Annotated in this window: 16 protein-coding genes; 9 read left to right on the top strand and 7 right to left on the bottom strand. The window is 50.8% G+C overall.

Going from position 1 to position 20,467, the window contains the following annotated elements; genetic code table 11:
• Positions 1-423 precede the first annotated feature (423 nt).
• A complete protein-coding gene (locus tag BAQU_RS09605; protein WP_158215697.1) occupies positions 424-1,542 on the top strand; it encodes a glycoside hydrolase family 26 protein in 1,119 nt (372 codons plus the stop codon).
• A 413-nt stretch (positions 1,543-1,955) separates the two neighbouring features.
• Here BAQU_RS09605 and BAQU_RS09600 read toward each other — a convergent pair whose 3' ends face one another.
• Complete coding sequence (locus tag BAQU_RS09600) at positions 1,956-2,780, bottom strand: sugar phosphate isomerase/epimerase family protein (RefSeq protein WP_094695100.1); 825 nt, start codon at positions 2,778-2,780, stop codon at positions 1,956-1,958.
• 5 nt (positions 2,781-2,785) lie between these two features.
• On the bottom strand, positions 2,786-4,573 hold the full coding sequence (locus BAQU_RS09595) for a glycoside hydrolase family 2 protein (RefSeq protein ID WP_094695098.1): 1,788 nt from the start codon (positions 4,571-4,573) through the stop codon (positions 2,786-2,788).
• Positions 4,574-4,706: 133 nt separating this feature from the next.
• On the opposite strand from BAQU_RS09595, the gene BAQU_RS09590 reads away from it, so the two are divergent.
• The 6 genes from BAQU_RS09590 (at position 4,707) to BAQU_RS09565 (ending at position 13,212) form a co-directional block, all read left to right on the top strand.
• The gene (locus BAQU_RS09590; RefSeq protein ID WP_094695096.1) at positions 4,707-5,537 is read left to right on the top strand and encodes an AraC family transcriptional regulator; all 831 of its coding nucleotides are present in this window, start codon (positions 4,707-4,709) and stop codon (positions 5,535-5,537) included.
• Positions 5,538-5,855: 318 nt separating this feature from the next.
• Positions 5,856-7,250, top strand: a complete 1,395-nt coding sequence (locus BAQU_RS09585; protein ID WP_094695094.1) for an ABC transporter substrate-binding protein — start codon at positions 5,856-5,858, stop codon at positions 7,248-7,250.
• Positions 7,251-7,567: 317 nt separating this feature from the next.
• Positions 7,568-8,446: a carbohydrate ABC transporter permease gene (locus BAQU_RS09580; protein ID WP_244568517.1), complete on the top strand. Its 879-nt coding sequence runs from the start codon at positions 7,568-7,570 to the stop codon at positions 8,444-8,446.
• The gene (locus tag BAQU_RS09575) at positions 8,443-9,339 is read left to right on the top strand and encodes a carbohydrate ABC transporter permease (protein WP_094695092.1); all 897 of its coding nucleotides are present in this window, start codon (positions 8,443-8,445) and stop codon (positions 9,337-9,339) included. Before BAQU_RS09580 ends, BAQU_RS09575 begins: the two co-directional genes overlap by 4 nt.
• A gap of 78 nt (positions 9,340-9,417) precedes the next feature.
• Positions 9,418-12,090: a glycoside hydrolase family 2 protein gene (locus BAQU_RS09570; RefSeq protein ID WP_094695090.1), complete on the top strand. Its 2,673-nt coding sequence runs from the start codon at positions 9,418-9,420 to the stop codon at positions 12,088-12,090.
• 93 nt (positions 12,091-12,183) lie between these two features.
• Positions 12,184-13,212 carry a LacI family DNA-binding transcriptional regulator gene (locus BAQU_RS09565; protein WP_094695088.1) on the top strand — a complete coding sequence of 343 codons (1,029 nt, stop codon included), beginning with the start codon at positions 12,184-12,186 and terminating at the stop codon, positions 13,210-13,212.
• 101 nt (positions 13,213-13,313) lie between these two features.
• On the opposite strand, the gene BAQU_RS09560 is transcribed toward BAQU_RS09565, so the two are convergent.
• The 3 genes from BAQU_RS09560 to BAQU_RS09550 form a co-directional block, all read right to left on the bottom strand.
• Positions 13,314-13,901, bottom strand: a complete 588-nt coding sequence (locus BAQU_RS09560) for a DUF624 domain-containing protein (protein ID WP_158215696.1) — start codon at positions 13,899-13,901, stop codon at positions 13,314-13,316.
• 153 nt (positions 13,902-14,054) lie between these two features.
• Positions 14,055-14,879 carry a hypothetical protein gene (locus BAQU_RS09555; protein WP_094695084.1) on the bottom strand — a complete coding sequence of 275 codons (825 nt, stop codon included), beginning with the start codon at positions 14,877-14,879 and terminating at the stop codon, positions 14,055-14,057.
• Between the two features lie 362 nt (positions 14,880-15,241).
• Positions 15,242-16,132, bottom strand: a complete 891-nt coding sequence (locus BAQU_RS09550; protein ID WP_275542247.1) for a 3-hydroxyacyl-CoA dehydrogenase — start codon at positions 16,130-16,132, stop codon at positions 15,242-15,244.
• A 359-nt stretch (positions 16,133-16,491) separates the two neighbouring features.
• Here BAQU_RS09550 and BAQU_RS09545 point away from each other — a divergent pair, with 359 nt between their 5' ends.
• A complete protein-coding gene (locus tag BAQU_RS09545) occupies positions 16,492-17,505 on the top strand; it encodes a zinc-dependent alcohol dehydrogenase family protein (protein WP_211277163.1) in 1,014 nt (337 codons plus the stop codon).
• A gap of 249 nt (positions 17,506-17,754) precedes the next feature.
• Here BAQU_RS09545 and BAQU_RS09540 read toward each other — a convergent pair whose 3' ends face one another.
• Together BAQU_RS09540 and BAQU_RS09535 are read right to left on the bottom strand one after the other, a co-directional pair.
• On the bottom strand, positions 17,755-18,012 hold the full coding sequence (locus tag BAQU_RS09540; protein ID WP_211277162.1) for a helix-hairpin-helix domain-containing protein: 258 nt from the start codon (positions 18,010-18,012) through the stop codon (positions 17,755-17,757).
• A gap of 274 nt (positions 18,013-18,286) precedes the next feature.
• On the bottom strand, positions 18,287-19,081 hold the full coding sequence (locus tag BAQU_RS09535) for a TetR/AcrR family transcriptional regulator (RefSeq protein ID WP_158215695.1): 795 nt from the start codon (positions 19,079-19,081) through the stop codon (positions 18,287-18,289).
• Between the two features lie 306 nt (positions 19,082-19,387).
• On the opposite strand from BAQU_RS09535, the gene BAQU_RS09530 reads away from it, so the two are divergent.
• On the top strand, positions 19,388-20,467 hold the full coding sequence (locus BAQU_RS09530; protein ID WP_211277161.1) for an ABC transporter permease: 1,080 nt from the start codon (positions 19,388-19,390) through the stop codon (positions 20,465-20,467).

The following is a 20,467-nucleotide window of genomic DNA, read 5'->3' as shown; positions in this document are numbered from 1 at the left end:
CTTAAAATATACTGCAATTATTGGGGTACAACTTAGTACTAAAGTTACTATACATCATCATGAAGCTTTCATCAACCGAGTGCAGGTAACCTAGACTTGCGATGAATCAGATGCATCGTTTCATCCCGTTCTGATGTAGTGAGTTCCTCAACGGCATACAGGCTCTGGCGAGTGCATCGATGCGCTGTTCTGCGAACAAGCTCGGAGAAGAACGTTGTCATCGGGCAATATACAATGAGACTGAAGAATCTGGATATGCCGAGTTGCAGGAACAACCTGTTTGGGAAGATTGAAGAGTCTTTTGCCTTTTCGGATTCAGTGAATCCAACACGATCAATTATCAAGGGCAGTGGTCGGGTATGGGTTTGCGATTCACATTTTTTTCAGTCAGCACGATCTCGAAGAAGAGAAGGATTACGAGCAATGAGTGGAGCAACAATGCCTGTAGACAATGCAATCGATGAATTATCGGAAACATTGTTGAAGAATTTTCGGAAGAGTCAGGGACAATTCGCAATGTTCGGTCATCAAGACGATCTCTCATGTCACAAAAATGACAAGATGCCTTCAGATGTTTTGCAGGCCACAGGAACATATCCTGCCGTGTTCGGCTTTGACCTAGGAGGAATCGAGAAATATGGGAGGGCTGGTTACGATTCGCGCTATTTCTCGGAGCAACGCGAGCAGATCATGTACGCCTTTTCAAAGGGTGCGGTTATCACATTGAGCTGGCATTCGGTAAATCCAATAACCGCGGGCGGCTACGGTGACAATTGTGCTCCTGACTCCGTTGCAGCCGTGTTGCCGGGTGGCAACAGGCATGAGGACTTCATCCGATGGTTGGATGGAGTCGCAGCGTTTGCTCACAGTTTGGTCGATCCCGATGGGCGCACCATTCCTGTAGTGTTCCGGCCTTTTCATGAGCACAATGGTGATTGGTTCTGGTGGTGCATCGGCAGCCGTGACGGTCAGACTGATACGAGCGAAGCCATGTTTATCGAGTTGTGGCAGTTTGTTGTGTCATATCTGCGCGATGAGCAAGGGGTCCATGATTTCCTGTACGCATATTCGCCCGACCGGAGCTGCTTCAGCATCGAGGATTTTGACACGGCATATTACCGTGGGTATCCAGGCGATGATTTCGTTGATATATTCGGTCTTGATGATTATATCGACGTTGGTCGCTTCGACAATCTGAAATCTCCTGAAGCGATTGTTGCAGACTTTCAAACAGTGCTGCGCAAGCTGGTTCACAACGCCGACGGACGAAACAAAGTGGCGGCGTTCACCGAGGTCGGCACGCCGAACAAGCTGGCAGGTGCTGAGCTTCATCCCTGGACTGACTTTTTGGAAAAGTCGGCTCGTGCCGATGAATGGACTCACAGAGTATTGTGGTATTTGACATGGCGCAACTCCATGACCTCGGAAGAAACCAACGTGTATGGAACGCCGCTATCGGAAGATGTCACGGGAGCAGACTTCAAAGAATTTTCGAAAGGATACATACGCTTTTTGAATCGGATAGAGCCTATGTATGTCTGAGACGGCAGTTTCTGGCAGTGTTTCGTCGCTCATCTGAAAACGTTGATTTCGTTGGGTTGCGTTGATGCGATGGCGACTTGTAGACAAAAATGTGTGTCTGTTTTTGGCTGTGGGGTGTTGTTGGGCGGTGTCCAGGCCCTCACGCGTTTCCTGCAGCCGTCCCATGAAACGCAATGGCATAGCCAGTGCGGGCATGACTCGCTGGCGAACGAATGTTGCTCAGGTTGTGCTTTTGAAGTCGCTTTTCACCCAGATTTTCTCGAAAAACGACTTCCAAAGCGTAACCTTCGCAACCTTCAGTGGGTAACGACCGGACACGATTTTGAGGCTTTGGAATGTTCCGCGTCAGTGCATACGCTGCCACATCGTCAGTTCATGCAGTGCCTTGTCAAAAAGAGTTTCGCGTTTGGAATCTACAGTGATTGCAATCTCTGGTTCACGTATGACATCGCCCGAGCATAGGCATCGTGGTTGGGAAGATGCTCGACGAACACGGTAGTGTCTTCCGGCAATTTGGCAATGTGCCGAACAACCATGTCGCAATCAATCCCGCCCTCGCCGGGTTGAACTTCGACGATTGCAGTGGGAAGGCTGGCCAGCAGCTTGGCATCCTTGACATGTACGCTGAGTATGCGATTTCCCAGAAGGCTGAAGCATCGTTCGATGAATTGGTCTCTACTGCGCCAACGTTCTATCCCATTCATCATGTTCGTATAGTCAAGGTGAACCGAGAAGGCTGGCCGATCGACATCGTCAATGAGCTGCAGATACTGTTCAGGAGAGTCTGGGATCATCCAAGGCATGCACTCCATTGCGTATGTGGTGTGCTGGGGATTGACGGCATCGATGATGCGTTGTGTAGTTTCGACGATGCGATCGTAGGTTTCAGGAAGATAGCTCTCTGCACTATATTGGTCCCAATCCCCGAAACCGGCATTGCCTGAGATGTTCACGCAGCAACGGGCATGGATGTCTTCTGCCAGGGCGAGTTGTTCCTGCACGTATGCAATGTTTGATTCACGCTCGCTGATCTGCGCAGACATGACGTTTTTCCATGCGCCAACTTCACCGATACGCAGATCGTGCGATTGTGCCTGATCAAGGTATGCTCGTCTGAGCGCCGGTGATGTTGTACAGTCGAAAGGGCTGACTGCAGCGGTGCACCCCATGGCTACGAGGTCATCAGCCCATTCCTGAGGGTTATCATGATCGAGCGTGGTTCCAATTCCTAGTCTCATGTGTATCAAGCCTCGCTCTCGGCATTGTCGCAGACACCACTCTCCACACTGCGTTCAATGGCTGCCTTCGCTGCATTGATGGAGCGAATGGCCACTATGTCGACCTTGGGCATGCGATCGTAGTTGTATATTCCATTGCACTCCTGCTCTACATCGTAGAGCTGCGTAAAACAGAAGCCAAATATCCTGGGGTTGCTTAGCAGTGTGTTGGTCAAACCACGATACCTGCTGATAAATTCGTCCTCGCTGTTGGCCTGCTGCCCATACCCCCATGCCGAAGACTCCTCGGCGTGCGAGGGATCCCACTTTATTCCTCCATATTCGCTGATGAAGAAGGGCATTATTCCTTCGCAATGCTGGCGGTCTGGATACAGCTCCGGGATAGGAGCATTCCCGGCCCCCCAGTCATCGTAGCGTTGAGAAAAGTTATCGATGTCCTGCTCATAATCGTGCAGATCGTAGATATCGGTGACGACATGATAATGACCACTGGTATCGATGCAAGGTCGTTCGGGATCGTATGCCTTGGTGACCTGATAAGCAAGGCGCAATACATCATCGTTTTGACGTCTTCCATTGAAGTCCCATGTTTCGTTGAAGGGGCACCATCCAATGATGGCCGGGTGGTTGACATCACGTTGAAGAATCTGCAACCATTCTGGTATGAAGATGTCAAAGCTGGATTCCTTGCTGATATCGAAACCCCAACTCGCCATTTCGCCCCAGGCTAGGTAGCCGTGCAGATCGCAGTAATACAGATATAACGGTTCAAATGCGCGCTCGTGCAAGCGTGCACCGTTGAAGCCTGCCTGCTGGGAGAGCATGATGTCTTGTTCGAGATCTGCAGCAGTGGGTGCGGTATATATGCCACGTGGATAAAATCCCTGGTCGAGAACCAGGCGCTGGAACACGGACTTGCCGTTGATCAGGAACCGGTATCCATCGAGTCGGATCTCACGTAGACCGACGTAGCTCTTGACGTGATCGTCACCATAGCTCAGGGTGATGTCATACAAATTGCCGATTCCTGGCTCCCACAGATGCGTTTGAGAGAGTGGGAGAGTAAGCGTGCAGGTTCCGCCATCACTTGCAACGCTGACGGAGCCGCAGAGCGCACCTTTGAAGGAAGCTGCAACGTGCAGTGTCGCAGTGCCGTGCAACGTGGCTTCGATGGTGATCGTGGCATTGTGAATATTCGTGTGATACCTGGCCTGTTCAATATACGTTTCAGGTACGAATTCCAACCAGACTGTCTGCCAGATTCCGGTTGTTCGCGTGTACAGGCACGAATACGAACTGAATTGGTCGCACTGCTTTCCGGTTGGCTGCTGCTGACCTCTGGTATCGTCTGTGGCACAGACCACAATCACGTTTTCCCCTGTGTGAACGCTGTGCGTGATGTCGAGTGAGAACGATGCGTATCCGCCCTTATGGGTGCCCGCCTCTACGCCATTGACATAGACGTGTGCAAGATAATCGACTGCTCCAAAATGGAGCAGTACCCGACCCGTGAGCTCGGTTTCGGTGAGCGATACGGTGCGTCGATACCAGCAGCACGGAATGAAATCGGTGAATCCAATCCCGCTGAGCTCGCTTTCTGGACAGAATGGGACGGTTATGGTGGTCGAATAATCGTGCTGATCGAACCAACGCTGATCTATGCCGCTCGCTGACATGTCGAAATCAAAATCCCAGCTGCCATTCAGATTCATCCATGTCGATCGCTGCCATTGTGGATTGGGATGTTCTGGGCGAGGAATGTCAATTGCTGGGTATGTCTGTTCTGTATTCATATGTTGATGGCACCTTCCTTGTGTCGAGCATCAAGATGGAAATTATCCCTTCGTGAATACGTTATAGTATAAAAACAACGCAAAAATTAGGATAAAATTCGATTATCCAATCACAAATGTGAGGAATACGCGCATGGAACATGTGGTTAACGTTCTTCCGGGAGCTTTTTCCCGCCCTGAACGATTCCGTATTCAGATGGCAGGCATCACCTATCCCGATCGGTCATATCATATCGTGCGTGAAGACTCGGATATCTATTGCATGGAATATGTGATCGATGGCAAGGGCGACGTCACCTGCGACGATCGCCGTGTGTTTCCCGTTGGGGGAGATGCATACATATTGCCACCGCACACTGCGCACGACTATCGCTCTTCGATGAATCAACCGTACAAGAAAATCTGGGTGAACATGAGCGGTTTGCTCTGTGATGCCCTGTATCGCGAATATCACCTCAATGATTCGATTCTGTTCGCACAAGTTCCTGTTCGTCCACTGTTTCAGGAGCTGCTCGAGCTGTGTGAGCGTAACAGCGGTTCGCAACCGCAAGACATCGAACGAGCTTCATCGCTCTTGATCCATGATATTTTTGCCCGACTGGCTGAGAGGCACATTGATGAGCAACTGTCTTCAACGCAAAATCGCTATGCAAAAATAATCAAGGACATGCTTGACCGCAAGGTGGAAGACAACATCACTCTTGATAATGTTTCACGAGAAATCGGGATATCCGTCTCACAGATATCCAGGATTTTCAGACATGCGTATGGGCAGTCAGCGTATCGCTATTACCTCATGCAACGAATGCAGCTTGCCAGAGAGCTCTTGAACAATACTGGAATGCGAATCAAGGAAATAGCTTCTCGCTTGGCGTATGCGGATGCTCATTACTTCTCGACGCAGTTTCGTATGTTCACAGGCGAGTCCCCAAGGCACTATCGCAATCAACACGCAACCGATTAAGTATTTTCAGAGATTGACATAAAGTTTTCGGGGCTTTTTTCTATGGTACATCTCCAATAAAAATGGTTGTATTCCAGCATTCCTACTCGTTCTGAGAAGGCAGGCTCTGGAGCATTGCTTCACTGAAATCAACTTAACCGGTTGACATAACGATTCAGTGACTGTTTTCTAAAGTTGAACTTGCTTAGAGGGGACTCACACATCGGCGAGCTACGGGCCGTGCAACGAAATTCAACAACGACTGTTGAAACGTTGCACGAGCTTCGACATACATTGTTTTTTCAATGAGGCAATACAAGGTATGAGGAGATTGGAACTATGAAAGCGTTACAAAAAGTTGCCGCGATGGCCATTTCGGCTGTCTGCGTCGTCAGCATGGCTGCATGTGGCGGAACTGGCTCATCCAGCAAGGCCACTTCGTTGACGTATCCAAGCATCAAGCTGGGCGATACAGGGAAGGACATCACCGCGTCGATCAAGTTGTTCTCAAACCGGACCGACATGACCCAGGCATCCTATTCGGGGAAGAACTGGAAGGCATACATTGCCGATTTCAACAAGATGTATCCCAATATCAAGGTCACCATTGAAACCAGCACCAATTATGACAGCGATGCCCTGACTCGTATCCAGAGCAAGGACTGGGGCGATATCATGCTCATTCCAGCCGTCGACAGTACAGAACTGAGCAATTACTTCATTCCCTATGGAACATACTCAGCGATGAACAAAGTGGTTAACTTTGCAGCCGTTCAGCAATATGACAACACGGTATATGGTGTCTCTGGCGGTGGCGATGCCGGTGGTGTCGTGTATAACAAGGCTATTTTCAAGGAGGCGGGGATCACCAAGCTGCCAAAAACGCCTTCTCAATTCATTGCCGATCTCAAGCTGATCAAGGAGAAGACGAGCGCCACACCACTGTATACGAATTATGCCGCAGGATGGACCATGGGTGCGTGGGACGCATACATTGGCGGCAATGCCACGGGCAATGCAGATTATATGACCTCGATTCTTCCTCATACAAAGGACCCGTTCTCAAATCCGCACGATGGCACGCATGCCTACAACGTATACAAAATCCTATATGATGCGGTTGCCGACAAATTGACTGAAGACGATTACTCCACAACGGATTGGGAGGGGAGCAAGTCTCAGATGAACCAAGGCAAGATCGCGACCATGGTGTTGGGTTCCTGGGCGGTGCAGCAGATTCAGGCAGCGGGTGATCATGCAGATGACATTGGATACATGCCATTCCCGATCAGTATCAAGGGGAAGCAATACGCGGCTCCTGGTGGCGGATATGCGTATGGCATCAACAAGAATTCCTCGTCAGACAACCAGGAGGCTGCAATGATCTTCGTCAAGTGGCTTACCGAAAAATCGAAGTTCGCATACAACGAGGGTGGCCTGCCAGTCGCCAAGTCAGAGAAAAAACTGCCGGCATTGTTCAGCGAATTCAACGATGTCACGTTCCTGGAAGGCAAGCCAGTGAGCAAGGATGAGTCTGATCTTTTCAACGACTTGAATACCGATTCCGAGCTTGCGATCAACAGCGGTGGCGCTTCACGAGTCCAGGCAATCGTCGAGGCAGCCGCGACAAAGAGCAAAGCATTTAACGAAATCATGAATGAATGGAACGATAAGTGGAATGCTGCGCTGAAAACAGAGAATGTCGACATCAAGTACACCACGGTCCAGAAATAATCGGTGAATGTTGATTCGGCGTTGCAGATGCTCATGCCTCGCACACTGTGCGACGGGGAGCGGGCATCTGCAACGCGGTTCTACTGCCGAGCTTCTGGCAAGGCATGCAAGACAATCCATGGTTCGAAAAGGGTGAGGAAATGACAGCAGCAACGAAAGGTGTCGTAGATCTTCCAGATACGATACCTGTCAATAGACAGCCAAGGAATTGGCGTAAGGCCGGGATAATTGTTGCTTTTTGCGCAATTCCCGTAACGATACTCGTTGTTTTTACATACTTTCCATTCGCAAGTATGGTCGGGTACAGTTTTTTCAGAATGAAATATATCGGCCCACGTGAATGGGTTGGTCTGCAGAATTACATAGACGTCTTTTCAAGGCCAGGTACATTGTCATCGCTGAAGCTGAGCCTGTATTATATGGTTGGTGCAATTCTCCAAGTCGTCGTGGCATTGTATCTGTCAACGGTTCTTGCCTTCAAGGTTCGTGGTGGCAATGTCTTCAAGGCGATCTATTTCTTCCCATATTTGATCAATGGCATTGCAGTTGGCTTTATTTTCAAGTTCTTCTTCACCAGAGGTTTCGTGTTTGATACCGTGTTGCAATGGTGCGGTTTCCAACTTAACCAGTTGCCCTATTGGCTCAGGGACCAGGCTATTAACAATTGGTCGTTGGTGGGAGCCTCAATCTGGCGATACTTGGGCCAAACGGTAATTTTATTTATCGGATCGATCATGTCTATCGATCAGTCGCTGTACGAGGCGGCAGAAATCGATGGCGCGAACAAGTTCCAACAGTTCCTGCACATCATTCTTCCCGGCATCAAGACCATTCTTGTTTTGAACATCATTTTATCCATAACCGGTTCTCTCTCTGCCTTTGAAGGTCCGTATGTCATTACCAGCGGTGCAAATGGCACAGCCACGTTGTTTGTACTTATGGACCGTTTGGCACATGTGAATCAGAAGGTTGGGTTGGCATCTGCGATGGCAATCGTGCTGCTCCTCATCATTCTGGTGTTTGCGATCCTCCAGCAGGTGTTCTTCAAGTTCGTTTTCCGGGATGCTGGCGATGGCGTTGCCGAGGCGAGGAAGAAAGCCAAGCGAATGCAAAGGCAGCGCAACCGCGTTGCCGTGAAGCGGACTTCGGTGTTTCGTAATGGTTCGCGAATTGGGAAAGAAAGGTCAGTGAAATGACAGCAAATTCATCTTCTCCCGCGCATGGTGCGATTGTGAAGAAGCCACATGTTTCTTGGTACAGTGCAAAAAACGGTTTCTTCACGCTGTTCAAATATCTCAGCCTGATTTTCATTTCATTCTGGATGCTGCTGCCACTGGTCATCAATTTTGTTACTGCAGCCAAAACCAGCGATGAATATCAGAGCACCAATGTCATGGACATGCCAAAGAACTGGTTGAACCTTCATAATTATGTCGAAGCCTTTCAAGCATCAAACATGGCGGTTGCATTCCGCAATTCGTTCATCATCCTGATTGCCGTCCTTTTTGTGACGACCATCATCGGGACACAGCTGGCATATGTTCTTAGCCGTTTCACGTTTCCTGGCAATGGGTTGATCCGCGGTCTGTTCACCATGGCCGCATTGCTCCCCGGCATCGCCATGCAGGTTGCATTATATAAATTGATGGTTGATCTCAACGCAGTGAACACGCTCTGGGGTTACATTCTGATGATGTGTGGCACCGATGTCATCTCGATATATGTCTTCATCCAGTATTTTGAGAACATCCCGATCTCTCTGGACGAATCGGCGATCGTCGATGGAGCTTCATATTTCACCGTCTATTCGAAGATACTGCTACCCCTCTTGAAACCGGCAATCGTGACATGCATGATCTTGAAGGGAGTCGGAGTCTACAACGAGTACTATGCCTCCAATCTGTATCTGCAAGACAACGATTTAAAGACAGTGGCCATAGCGTTGTATTCCTTTACCGGACCAATGGGCAGCAAATATAACCTCATCTGCGCAGGCGTGATCATCACCCTGCTGCCCATGCTCATTCTCTTCCTCATATTCCAAAAGCAGATCTACAACGGTATTGCAGCAGGATCCGTGAAGGAATAGGAACAACCAACAACCGTCACCGTCTCAGCATCGCACTGGTGAGACTACATAATTTCGTCATCAAACAAAGGAGTCCTGATGACAGCTTTACCGCAAACATTCGTATCACTCGACGAGAAGTGGACCGTCAGAGCGCTCAATACGGGTGCAGTGCCCGAAGCCTTGCGCGAGCGACTTGGACTCGGTATCCCTGCTCAGGTGCCAGGTGAGGTCTCACTCGATTTGCTGCGCGCTCGCCTGATCGACGATCCTTTCGATGGCGACAATGAGACACTGCAACAGTGGATTGGCGACGTTGACTGGCAATATCAATGTGAATTTGTATGGCACGATGACAACGAGGAAAGGCATGATCTTCTTGCGTATGGCCTTGATACCGTCACCCAGGTTCTCCTGAATGACCGGCCAATAGCCTCGACGAACAACTATCATCGATCCTATCGTTGGGACGTCGATGGCATATTGCAGGAAGGTGAGAATAGACTCACGATCAATCTTGCCTCACCAGTTCGCGAATCGGATGTGCGAGAACACCGACTTGGATATTATCCGCATACGGAACACCATGCATTTAACCAAATACGCAAGCCCTCCTATCAGTTTGGATGGGATTGGGGCATAGACGTCGCCGGCGTGGGTATATGCCGTCCGATAGGCATTGACTCGTGGTCAGGGTCCAGAATAGTAGAGGTCAGGCCGCTCGTTCATGTGGATTCTCAAGGCGTTGGCATTGTGGATACGACCATCGTTATTGAAAGAGCCGATACCAGCAGGGTCACATCCCCATCCGCCGCGCATACAGGCAGTGCAGTTCCCATAGAGATCATGCTTGAGGGGCACGATGCGCATGTGAGCGTAACGGGGGAGATCAAGTCTGACCGGAACGCAGCCGAACTTCGTGTGACAATTCCCGATGCTCATCTTTGGTGGCCCGTGGGATACGGCGATCAGCCGCTCTACCAGATTCGAGTCACTATTGGCGATGGTCGACAGGGACTGTGGCAACGATGCATCGGCTTCAGGAACGTCAGGGTCGATACGACTGCGGATGCGATAGGCAGACCTTTCCAGATATATGTCAACGAAGTGCCGGTGCATTGCCGTGGTTACAATTGGGTTCCGGTTGATGCCTTCATGTCTCGAGCCGGCCAAGCGCAATATGACCACCTGTTTGACGATCTTGTCGAATCCCATTCCAACATGATTCGCGCCTGGGGTGGCGGCATTTATGAATCAGACCATTTCTACGAACTTGCTGACCAGCTGGGAATCATGGTCTGGCAAGATTTTGCCCTGGCTTGCGCAGCATATCCAGAAGACACCCAGACGCAGGCAGAGATTGAAGCTGAAGCGCGCGAACACATCGCTCGACTGAGTTCACACCCAAGTCTTGTGGTGTGGAACGGATCCAACGAAAACTTCGTTGCATACGCGGACTGGGCTGGATTCAAGCAGTCATTGCGCGAGAACGACGGCAAGCCAAACGCGTTCGGATATGGCGAAAAGGGGTGGGGAAACTACTATTACTCAACCATGTTTCCCAAACTGCTCAAAGAATTGGACCCTACGAGGATTTATCTTCCAAGTTCTCCCATGAGCTTTACGCCTCATGTCGATGCGAACAGAGACACCGACGGAACCATGCATATTTGGGATGTATGGAACCGGAGTGATTATCGCGATTATGCAAGATATACCCCCCGGTTTGCCGATGAGTTTGGATATCAGGCGCCTCCTGCATGGAGCACATTGACAGCGGTGGTCCATGACAGGCGACTTGAGCCTTTTGGCGCACAGATGCTCGTGCACCAAAAGGCTGCAGGCGGTAACTACAAACTTGCGCGGGGCATGCGCTCGCATTTGACGCCAGGGCATATCAATGATGTGAGCTACCGTTCAGATGGGTCTCGGGACTGGCTCATTGACAGTGACCATTGGGATGACATTGAGGATTGGCATTGGGCCTGCCAATTGCAGCAGGCTCAAGCCATTCGTTTCGGCGTGGAACATATGCGTTCACTCGAACCTGTGAACGCAGGCATCCTGATCTGGCAATTGAATGATGACTGGCCTGTCGTTTCCTGGTCCGCCGTCGATTACGATGGGCGCAGAAAGCCATTATGGTATGCGTCGCGCGACTTTTTCTCACCGCAATTCGCCACAATACAACCAAGGGTTTCACAACAGGCCATGGATGATCTCTCATGGGAAGGGGTCAAGCCAGCGTGCGATGCACTGGCATTGATTGTCTGTAACGATACCTTGGAGACATGGAAGGGAAGTTGGAGCATCGAGCGGCGCACGCTTGAAGGTGAAGTGCTCGCCTCGCAGCACATTGATCTGTCACTTTCAGCTCTTGAACACAGGAGCATCGTGATTGATGAACAGCTTGCATCATGGGGAGACAATAGACGCGAGATAATCGTGGCAACACCTTCCGATAGCCATTTTGAGCGGGTCATATGCAACGGATGCGACGTTGTGGATCAGTACCTCGATCCCGAGCCATTCGACGCCAGTATCCAACCATCCGGCTCTGGTTATGAGTTGACGCTTCATGCGCGTTCGTATGCGAGAGACATTTTCTGCATGGTTGATAAAGTTGATTCAGCAGCTACGATTGATTGCGGAATGGTGACATTATTACCTGGTGAAAGTGCGACCTGGCATATCACTGCACGCAAGCACTGCGATGTTCGTGCCCTCATCGCTCGCAACGTGCTACGATGTGCCAATGATCTCAGGCGATAACCGACAATAAGGCATCGGGTTATTGACGATTCGGTGCCACATTGCAGACCGTCTGTAGGATTTGCAACGCTATCGAGGGATGAGGATGCAATCATGAATTCTGAAAGAAACAGAGTCACCATTTCAGATGTTGCGAAAGCCTCAGGTGTTTCCAATAGTGCCGTATCGTATGCCTTAAACGGTAAAGCCGGAGTCTCGTCTGATACGCGCCAGCAGGTTCTTGCTGTAGCCCAGCGCATGGGATGGCGTCCAAACAGCGCTGCAAAAGCCTTGTCTGATGCTGCAACGCATAGCGTGGGAATGATTCTGACATACGCCATGAGCGTTCTTTCCGTTGAATCGTATACGACGGAACTGATGGCAGGCTTGACCGCTGAGTTGGAGAGAAAAGGCTATTCGCTGCTGATCCGATCATCATCGAGTCATGAGTATGAGCTCACTGTGCTGCAGGAGTGGATTGCTTCTGGGGCGGTAGATGCAGTGTTGGTGCTCAACGTTGAACTTAATGATCCAAGAATCTCTTTGTTGCAAAGCCAGCATCGGATTCCTGCGCTAGCACTGTGCAACCCGATGTTTTCACAGGGCTTGCCGTCATTGTCCAGCAATGAGTCCGATGCCGCGCATCTCATTATCGATTACCTGCATGAACTTGGCCATACAAGGATTGCTCGAGTCGCTGGTCCTGAGCGACTCGGACATACCTTCATCAGAGACAATGCTTTTATGGAGGAAGCTGCTGCACTTGGCTTGCAATACAGCTGTTTACATGCAGACTATTCGCCTGAGGATGGCCTGCGCTGTACGAAGCGGCTCCTGTCGCTGCCGCATGCTCCGACTGCGATCGTCTATGACAATGACGTTATGGCTTTGTCTGCATTAAAGGCTTCGAACGATATGGGCATTGCAGTGCCTGAAGCACTGTCGATCGTTTCCTGGGACGATTCCTTCATGTGTGAGGTTAGCGTTCCGAGCATCACTGCCTTGAATCGTAATGTGGTGGGAACCGGTAGGCTTGCGGCTCAATTGATACTGCAACTCATTGAAGGCAAGGATGTAGATTCCGTCTCAGAAACGGATAATGAACTGGTATTTCGCGAATCAAGCGGTCCAGTGCACAAATGATGCTCATATGCTTGCACGCTTTTCTTGGATGTCAGAGTCGATAAGTGAATCATCGCGCACAGCGCGATGATTCATGCCATGAGTTGACGGTTTCAGGATCATTACCGTTGTGCAATGATCGAGTAGCGCACCATGAGTGCGACGATAATCCATGCGCTGATCGCGGAAAACAACAGTCCCCAGAAAAATATGACGAATGCAACGCCCCCTGGAATTACAAGAGAGATAACGATTGGTGTTGCGTTCAACGCGGTGATGATAATCGCGATGCAGGGGTGTCGAAGAGATACGGATGCTGATTGTCGTATCTGCGAGCCCACCGACAATCGGCTCCTGCCAGATAAGGGGAAAATGAAACTGGAAGCCAGAAGAATAAGAATGGCTACGGTTGCTACACAACCGTAGCTGATTGCCCCAAAGGTCGTGTTGCCCATGGTGGAGCTGAGATAGTGCAGATCGAAGAATGATAGGCAGAAAAAGGCGATGTAGATCAACGTCAACACTAGATTCTTTGCAAAATTATGTCTCAGTTGACCCGTGAAGCGGCGAATGAGATGCGTATCTTGGCCTTCCTGGATTTGCCGCGTCATCTCAAACAGTGCAGAGGTCGATGCACCAAGCGTTACGATGGGTAGTGAGCAGACGACCCACACCATGTTGAGGATTGCATAGTCGCCGATCCTTGACATAAGGTCATTGAAACGGTTTTGTGATGGTAATGGTTGCATGTCCCCGTCCATTCTCAATCTTTATTCTATCGAGTGCGTGTTCGCAGTGGTTGTGCATCGCCGCGTTTTCAAGCGTCATCTCCATAGTTGCCTGCCCTGTGGGTGATGGTTGAATCAGGGTGAGCAGAGGAAATCAACGAATGATTGGACTGAAGCTGAGTTCCTGGTATTTTGTGCGATGCCAAGAATGTCCTGTTTGTGCTGCTGCGGTGCTATTTCTTTCCATTGTGCAAGATTGGATATGTTCAAGCCGTATGGTCGTTGCACCCCTTTGCCTGAGCTATCATAGAAAGCATCCTTATGCTCGGAAGAGTCAAAGCCATGAAAATTCACATAGTCTTTGGAAAGATCTGCAGATTGACTGTTCGTTCTGAGCTTGGATGAAAGGGGTGCAAAATAGCCGTATCCGCTCAGTTGTGAAAAAGATGAACGATCAGCGATGACGATATCGATTTCATGGTTGCTGAGCATGGTCTGCAAAGCGCTGAGACCATCTTGACGCAAATCAAAACGGGAGGATACCATGACACCGCCTTTTCTGCTCGGCGAAAGATGCAGCGCTGCCGCGCTAATCCTCTGCAGCTCGTCGCTCTGAGAGCTGCTCAGCGCATTGTCGATAATGGCGACATAGAGCTTTGGTGCAGGGGAGGGAGTGAGGATGTGTATGAGCAGGAAGACGACGATACAGAGCGCAGCCAGGATGGCAAGACATCGCTTCAGTAATTGGTCTTTAAAGTATTCCCAGCGTTGAGCGCGAGGCAAGGAACGAAGGATGCCGATTCGGGACCCGCGCGTAAGCGCCTGTGGCATGAGATCTGCACCGGAACCTGATACGGCACCGGCGTGTGTGTCGGCTGTTTCGTCTGGCCTGGTGCAGGGTTTCTCGCTGCCCGTCTCGTTGCTGACGTACGGTGTCTGATGGTTGTTATGCCCTTCCATGGTTGTCAAGTATAGTGACTGATACGAGGATATGTTAACCGATTAAGTATTCTGTCGCGATAGACTTGGTCGTTACTCGCCGATGCATGAGAAAGTAATCGCGATGAGCATGATTCCACGGGATGGGCCATGCCACAATCTCTGTTTTTCTGCATGATGTTGGTTGTCTTTCATAGCGTCGCGGGGTGACCGGGACGGTCTGGCGCAAACGACTGACTGGGTGGGAAGCCGCTTGCTTTGATCGCATGCACTGGATCTTGGCTGAAGCGGTGCATACTTCAGTGCACGGCTCCGCCGCTGATGTCGTCGGCTTCCGTGGCTCCTCGCCCTGAAGGAAGGTAAGGACGGCATTGCGGCAGAGTTTATGACTGCCTGGGATACTTGTAGAAACCTTCACCTGAGGCAATCCCAAACTTGCCTTTGTCAAGGTAGTTCTCCTTGATGTATTGCGAGAGCCTTGCACTTTTCTCGTCCCCTGCCTTGCCCGCAGTCGCAATAATGTTATATGCCGTCTTCAATCCAACGACATCGTAGATTTCAAAGGGGCCCAGAGGTGAGTCTGTTGCAATTTTCCATGTCTTGTCAACGGTTTCCGGGTCTGCATATCCTTCGGAGACCAAGAATCCTGCAGCATTGAGAAGTGGTATCAGCAGTGAGTTAAGAACATATCCTGACTTCTCCTTGTTCAGTACGATAGGCACCATGCCGATGTTCTTTGCGAATTCGATAACCTTGTCCTTCGTCTGGCGGGATGTCTGATCCGTTCCCATTATCTCTGCTGTGTTATGGATCCAGATCGTATTGGCAAAGTGCAAAGCAATAAAGCGATCTTGCCTACCGGTTGATGGTGCAAGAGTGCTGGGCAGCAGCGTGGAGGAATTTGTGGCAAGGATGGCATGTTCGGGCGCAAGACTTGCGATTTGAGCATAGAGTTTTTGCTTCAGCTCGATGATTTCAGGAGCTGTCTCGATGATGAGATCGGCTTCCTTGCACGCCTGCGAGAGGTCGGAAGTGGTACTGATGCGGTCGAGGGTGGCCTGCGTTGCTGTGCGGGTGGTTCCGGGAAGTTCCTTGAGATAGACTTCGGCGAGGTGCGAGAAACTTTGTTTGGCTTGAGTGATCAGGTCGTCGGAGATGTCGTAGGTGGTGACGTGAAAGCCTTTGAAAGCAGTTTGAAAAATAATTTGCGCTCCCAGAATCCCTGTTCCAAGAACGGTGACTTGATTGATTGAAGACATGAGTATCCCTTCCATGAAAAGTCAATGATTCCTTGAATGCTTCATTGCAACGAACATGAAAAAAGAATGGTGTTGCATCGACCACCCCCATTGGTAGCACGAACACAATTGCCTACATCATAACAGGTTTTGGGAAAGATGGGGGGGACAATGCTGTGTGCCAGGCATGTGCGTCTTTGGGAACACGTGATCAAGCATGCAGCATTTCCGTCACATCGGTGACGGGTTGAAACGCTCATGCCTTGCTTTGGGCAGTGGGGTACATTATCTTCTCCAGCGTAAGTGAAGGGCAAAATTGACTTGAAGTTCACTTCAAGATCTATGTTTGATGTACTTGAGTATGTTCATTGAGCTTTTTATGGAAGGAGCTTGTCATGCGTGGAGTGGTTATGGAATCGGCGGGCGATGTGCGTGTCGAGGATGTTGATAGCCCGAGGATTGAAAGGCCGACTGATGCGATCATCAAGCTCACGGCTGCCTGCATCTGCGGATCCGATCTGTGGCCATATCGTGGTGCTCAACCGGTTGACCATCAGAGCATGGGACATGAATACGTTGGTGTCGTGAGTGAGGTCGGTGCAGATGTGCAATCTGTGAAGCCAGGCGATTTTGTGGTCGGCTCGTTCTGTATTTCCGATGGCACCTGCGAAATATGCAAGGATGGTTATCCTTCGCGCTGTGTCAACGGTGGTTTCATGTCTGGTGCGCAGGCTGAATATGCTCGCGTCCCATTGGCTGACGGCACCTTGGTCAAGACACCCGGCGTGCCTGACGATTCGCTCGTTCCTTCGCTGCTGGCTGCCTCCGACGTATTGGGAACGGGCTGGTTCGGCGCTGTTGCGGCTCACGCTGGACCAGGCAAGACGGTTGCAGTGGTTGGCGACGGGGCAGTGGGTCTGATGGCGATTCTGGCTGCGAAGCAGCTCGGGGCATCACGCATCATTGCCATGTCGCGTCATGCATCCCGCCAGAAGTTGGCTCGTGAATTTGGTGCGACTGACATCGTTGAGGAGCGAGGCGATGCGGGTGTGCAGGCCGTCAAGAAGCTCACGGATGGATACGGTGCGCATAGCATTGTCGAGGCGGTCGGCTTGCAGGAGTCCATGATGCAGGCGATTCATTCCGCACGGTCCGGCGGTTATGTCGGGTTTGTCGGTGTTTCTCATGGTGTTAGCATTCCAGGCAGTGACCTGTTTGCCAAAGAAGTGCATCTCATGGGTGGTCCGGCTCCGGTCCGCCTGTTCCTGCCCAATTTGATCCGACTCATCTGGGAGCACAAGATTGATCCGGGCAAGGTCTTCGACCTGACCTTGCCGCTTGACAAGGCTGCAGAAGGATACAAGGCCATGGACGAACGCAAGGCCATCAAGGTGCTGCTTCGTCCATGAACGCATGAGTGCTGTCTTTGAGCGGTCGGCCCATGCATGAATCTATTCTTCTATTCTGCTCACATTTGCTCGTAATGCCCCCGAGCGCGCGTGAAGTTCAGCTCAACTGTTCTTGTGCAGGTCAGCAGGCATTGCAATGCTCGCAAGTGGAATTCGTGCCTCTGCCGAGTATCCGGGGTTTCGGTGATGTTATGCATCCGAGATTGATCGAGGCACCATTGCGAACGCCAAATCGTATGTTTATGGCGTTCAATCCTTCCAATCCCACCAATTCGGCTTGCCTTCCGGCAACTGACCGTTGTGATCAGCAAAATAGCAGGCCAGCCTATAGCTGTACAAGGCACAGCGATCGACCTGAAAACCCTGTGCAAGGCAGTCCTTGGCATACACCTCGTCGGGGTCTTGCATTTTGAGGGATTCGACACTGGGGTATCCGGCAAGGGCCAGATGCTGTGCCATTTTCTTCCCGATGCCGGGGATTCGCGTTACATCAGTCATGGTTTTCATCCTCGTTCCTTGTGGAAGATAACGCATTTCGCTTTTCATGATATTCGAATGTCGAAGCTGGTAACGATCCTGATCGGATGCTGTCTGCGCAACTTTCGTTCGCCTTCATGTCTATAGCATCCCATCTGGAATTGGCTGATGGCGCTGAAGTAGATTGGAACGATTTGCAAGTGGATCATTTTTCGTTCCGGCTATTCCTCCGCTTACTATCTAGTTACTGCCTAGGGTCCGCTCATAAACCTAAGTGGGTGATCAGAGGTAAGCCGGGCATGTCTCAGCCACTCAGCAGTGCGGTGAGCATTGATTGCGCCTCATTGTTGATTGCGCGAACGGCCGTTGAGGACCTTAGTTTGTGGAGAGCAGGCAGACCGTGCATCGCTTCGCTGTGGTCTTCGCCGGAAAGGCCTGTGAAGATGGCATAGGACAGATCGGTCAACGCACCTGGATCTGGCGATCGGTGATGCAGATACTCGTGATGCATGAGTTCATAGGCCCCACCCTGCCCTGCAACGACTGCCTGTTCGATGTGTGGTTCAAGAGCGTCTTGATCGTTCACAAACGATGACCACATCGCAATAGGCACGCTCGTTTCGCCTGAAAGTTCTCTATGACGGGCTTGAACCGAGGTTCGTGCAATCCACATGATTTCCGTATCAATCATTCTTTCAGTAAGTTTGCGACTGGCTACAATGTCTTTGGTGATTGGCTCCATGGACACATTTTGAGTGAGCAGATTAAAGTGGAGAAATCCTATGACATAGAGCTGTTCAAGCGAATCGATCTTTCGAGGCATGGTGGCGCCGCTCATGGCGGATTCTATGAGTTCAAAGAGAGATCTCATGAGGAGGTTCGCCAGCAGCTCCTTTTTGGGAGCATGGTATTGGACGAGTGTCTTGGTGGTGTTGCATGCCTTCGCTATGTCTGACATGGTTGTCTTGTTGTATCCCCGCTTGGCAAAAAGCATGAAGGCATTCCTATATATCATCTCGCGCGTGGTGCGCTTGTGAATGCGCTGGGATTCATCTCGATGAGGGGTGCCTGCTGCGTGGGATAGACCACTCTCTTTCATCGCAGCGCTCCTTTCATTGCTGTGCTCCATACTACTTGACGCTTGAGGGCAACAAAATAGACATGCAAGAAAGTTCGTCGCAGAAGATACTATACTAGTATAGTGCACACTGTTCGCTCACTTCATATATGAGCGTGGAAAGGGAAGCTGCCAAGACGATATGACAATCAACTCAGTCGGCGCGTTCATCATTGGTCATCGCGAGCACTGCTGGCGGCATTCTGTGATCGCTGCCAGTTTTCGCACTATCCAGGTGATTGACGTGTTTCACATTTTCGAAGAGAGGCTTTAGGGATGTTTCTTGCAATGCAGGAGATCCGGTTTTCCAAATGGCGCTATGCCTTGGTCGGAGGAATCATACTGCTCGTGGCCTATATGGTCTTTATGCTGTCTGGTCTGGCTTCAGGCTTGCAGACGGGGCACACCAAGGCGATACGGGACTGGCATGCTGACAGTGTCGTGCTTGCGCAGGATGCGAACGGAGTCTTCGGTGCTTCGCAGATGACGCAAGGCGATCTGCAGCGCGTGTCAGCGGGCAGCAAGTCTGCGATCGGCCTGTATCAGGGTTCTGCGAGCCTGGCGAATGCGTCGGGCGACAAGCACAATGTGTCGGTCATCGGGTCGGCTGCGGGTTCCTTCACCACGCCGTCCGTCATTCGGGGCAGCAACTATTCGAAGAAGTATCAGGTCACCATTTCGCAGAATCTTGCCGACGATGGTTTTGGCATAGGTGATAGGATCACGGTCGGCAGCCTCAACCATGCACTGACGGTGACGGGCATCGTTCCAGCCACCACATACAGCATTGTTCCCGTGATCTATACGTCGCTGGATACATGGACTGAGCTCAAATATGGTGGTCAACCCTTCTCATCCGAATCAGGCAAGCCCATCAATGCCATCGTAGTGAGAGGTGCGATTCGTTCCCTGAGCAATCCTACTGGCAAGACAAAGCTCCAGAATCTTGACATGAACACTTTCATCGACAATATTCCCGGGGTCTCTGCTGAACAGCTCACGTTCAAGGGCATGATAGGTCTGCTCATCGTTATTACAGCGGCCATCGTCGGCATGTTCATGTATGTCGTGACTTTGCAGAAAATGCCGGTGTTCGGCGTGATGAAGGCTCAGGGGATACCAACCCGATTCATGGCACGATCGATTGTGGCGCAGGCGTTCATCATTGGATTGGCTTCCATCGTGGTTGCCTTCATGCTTGCGTGGCTTTCAAGCCTTGCACTGCCATCGGCGATGCCGTTCACTGCCGATACGGGACAGTGGTGTGTCTATGGAGTCGCATTGCTGCTGGTGACGGTTCTTGGAGGTGTGTTCTCGGTGAGAACGGTTTCGAAGGTCGATCCCATTACCGCGATGGGTGAGGAGTAG

The organism is Bifidobacterium aquikefiri (assembly GCF_002259795.1).
In the GTDB taxonomy this organism is placed as follows: domain Bacteria; phylum Actinomycetota; class Actinomycetes; order Actinomycetales; family Bifidobacteriaceae; genus Bombiscardovia; species Bombiscardovia aquikefiri.
Note: the sequence above shows the minus strand (reverse complement) of the source record. Positions and strands in the feature narration are given on the sequence as shown.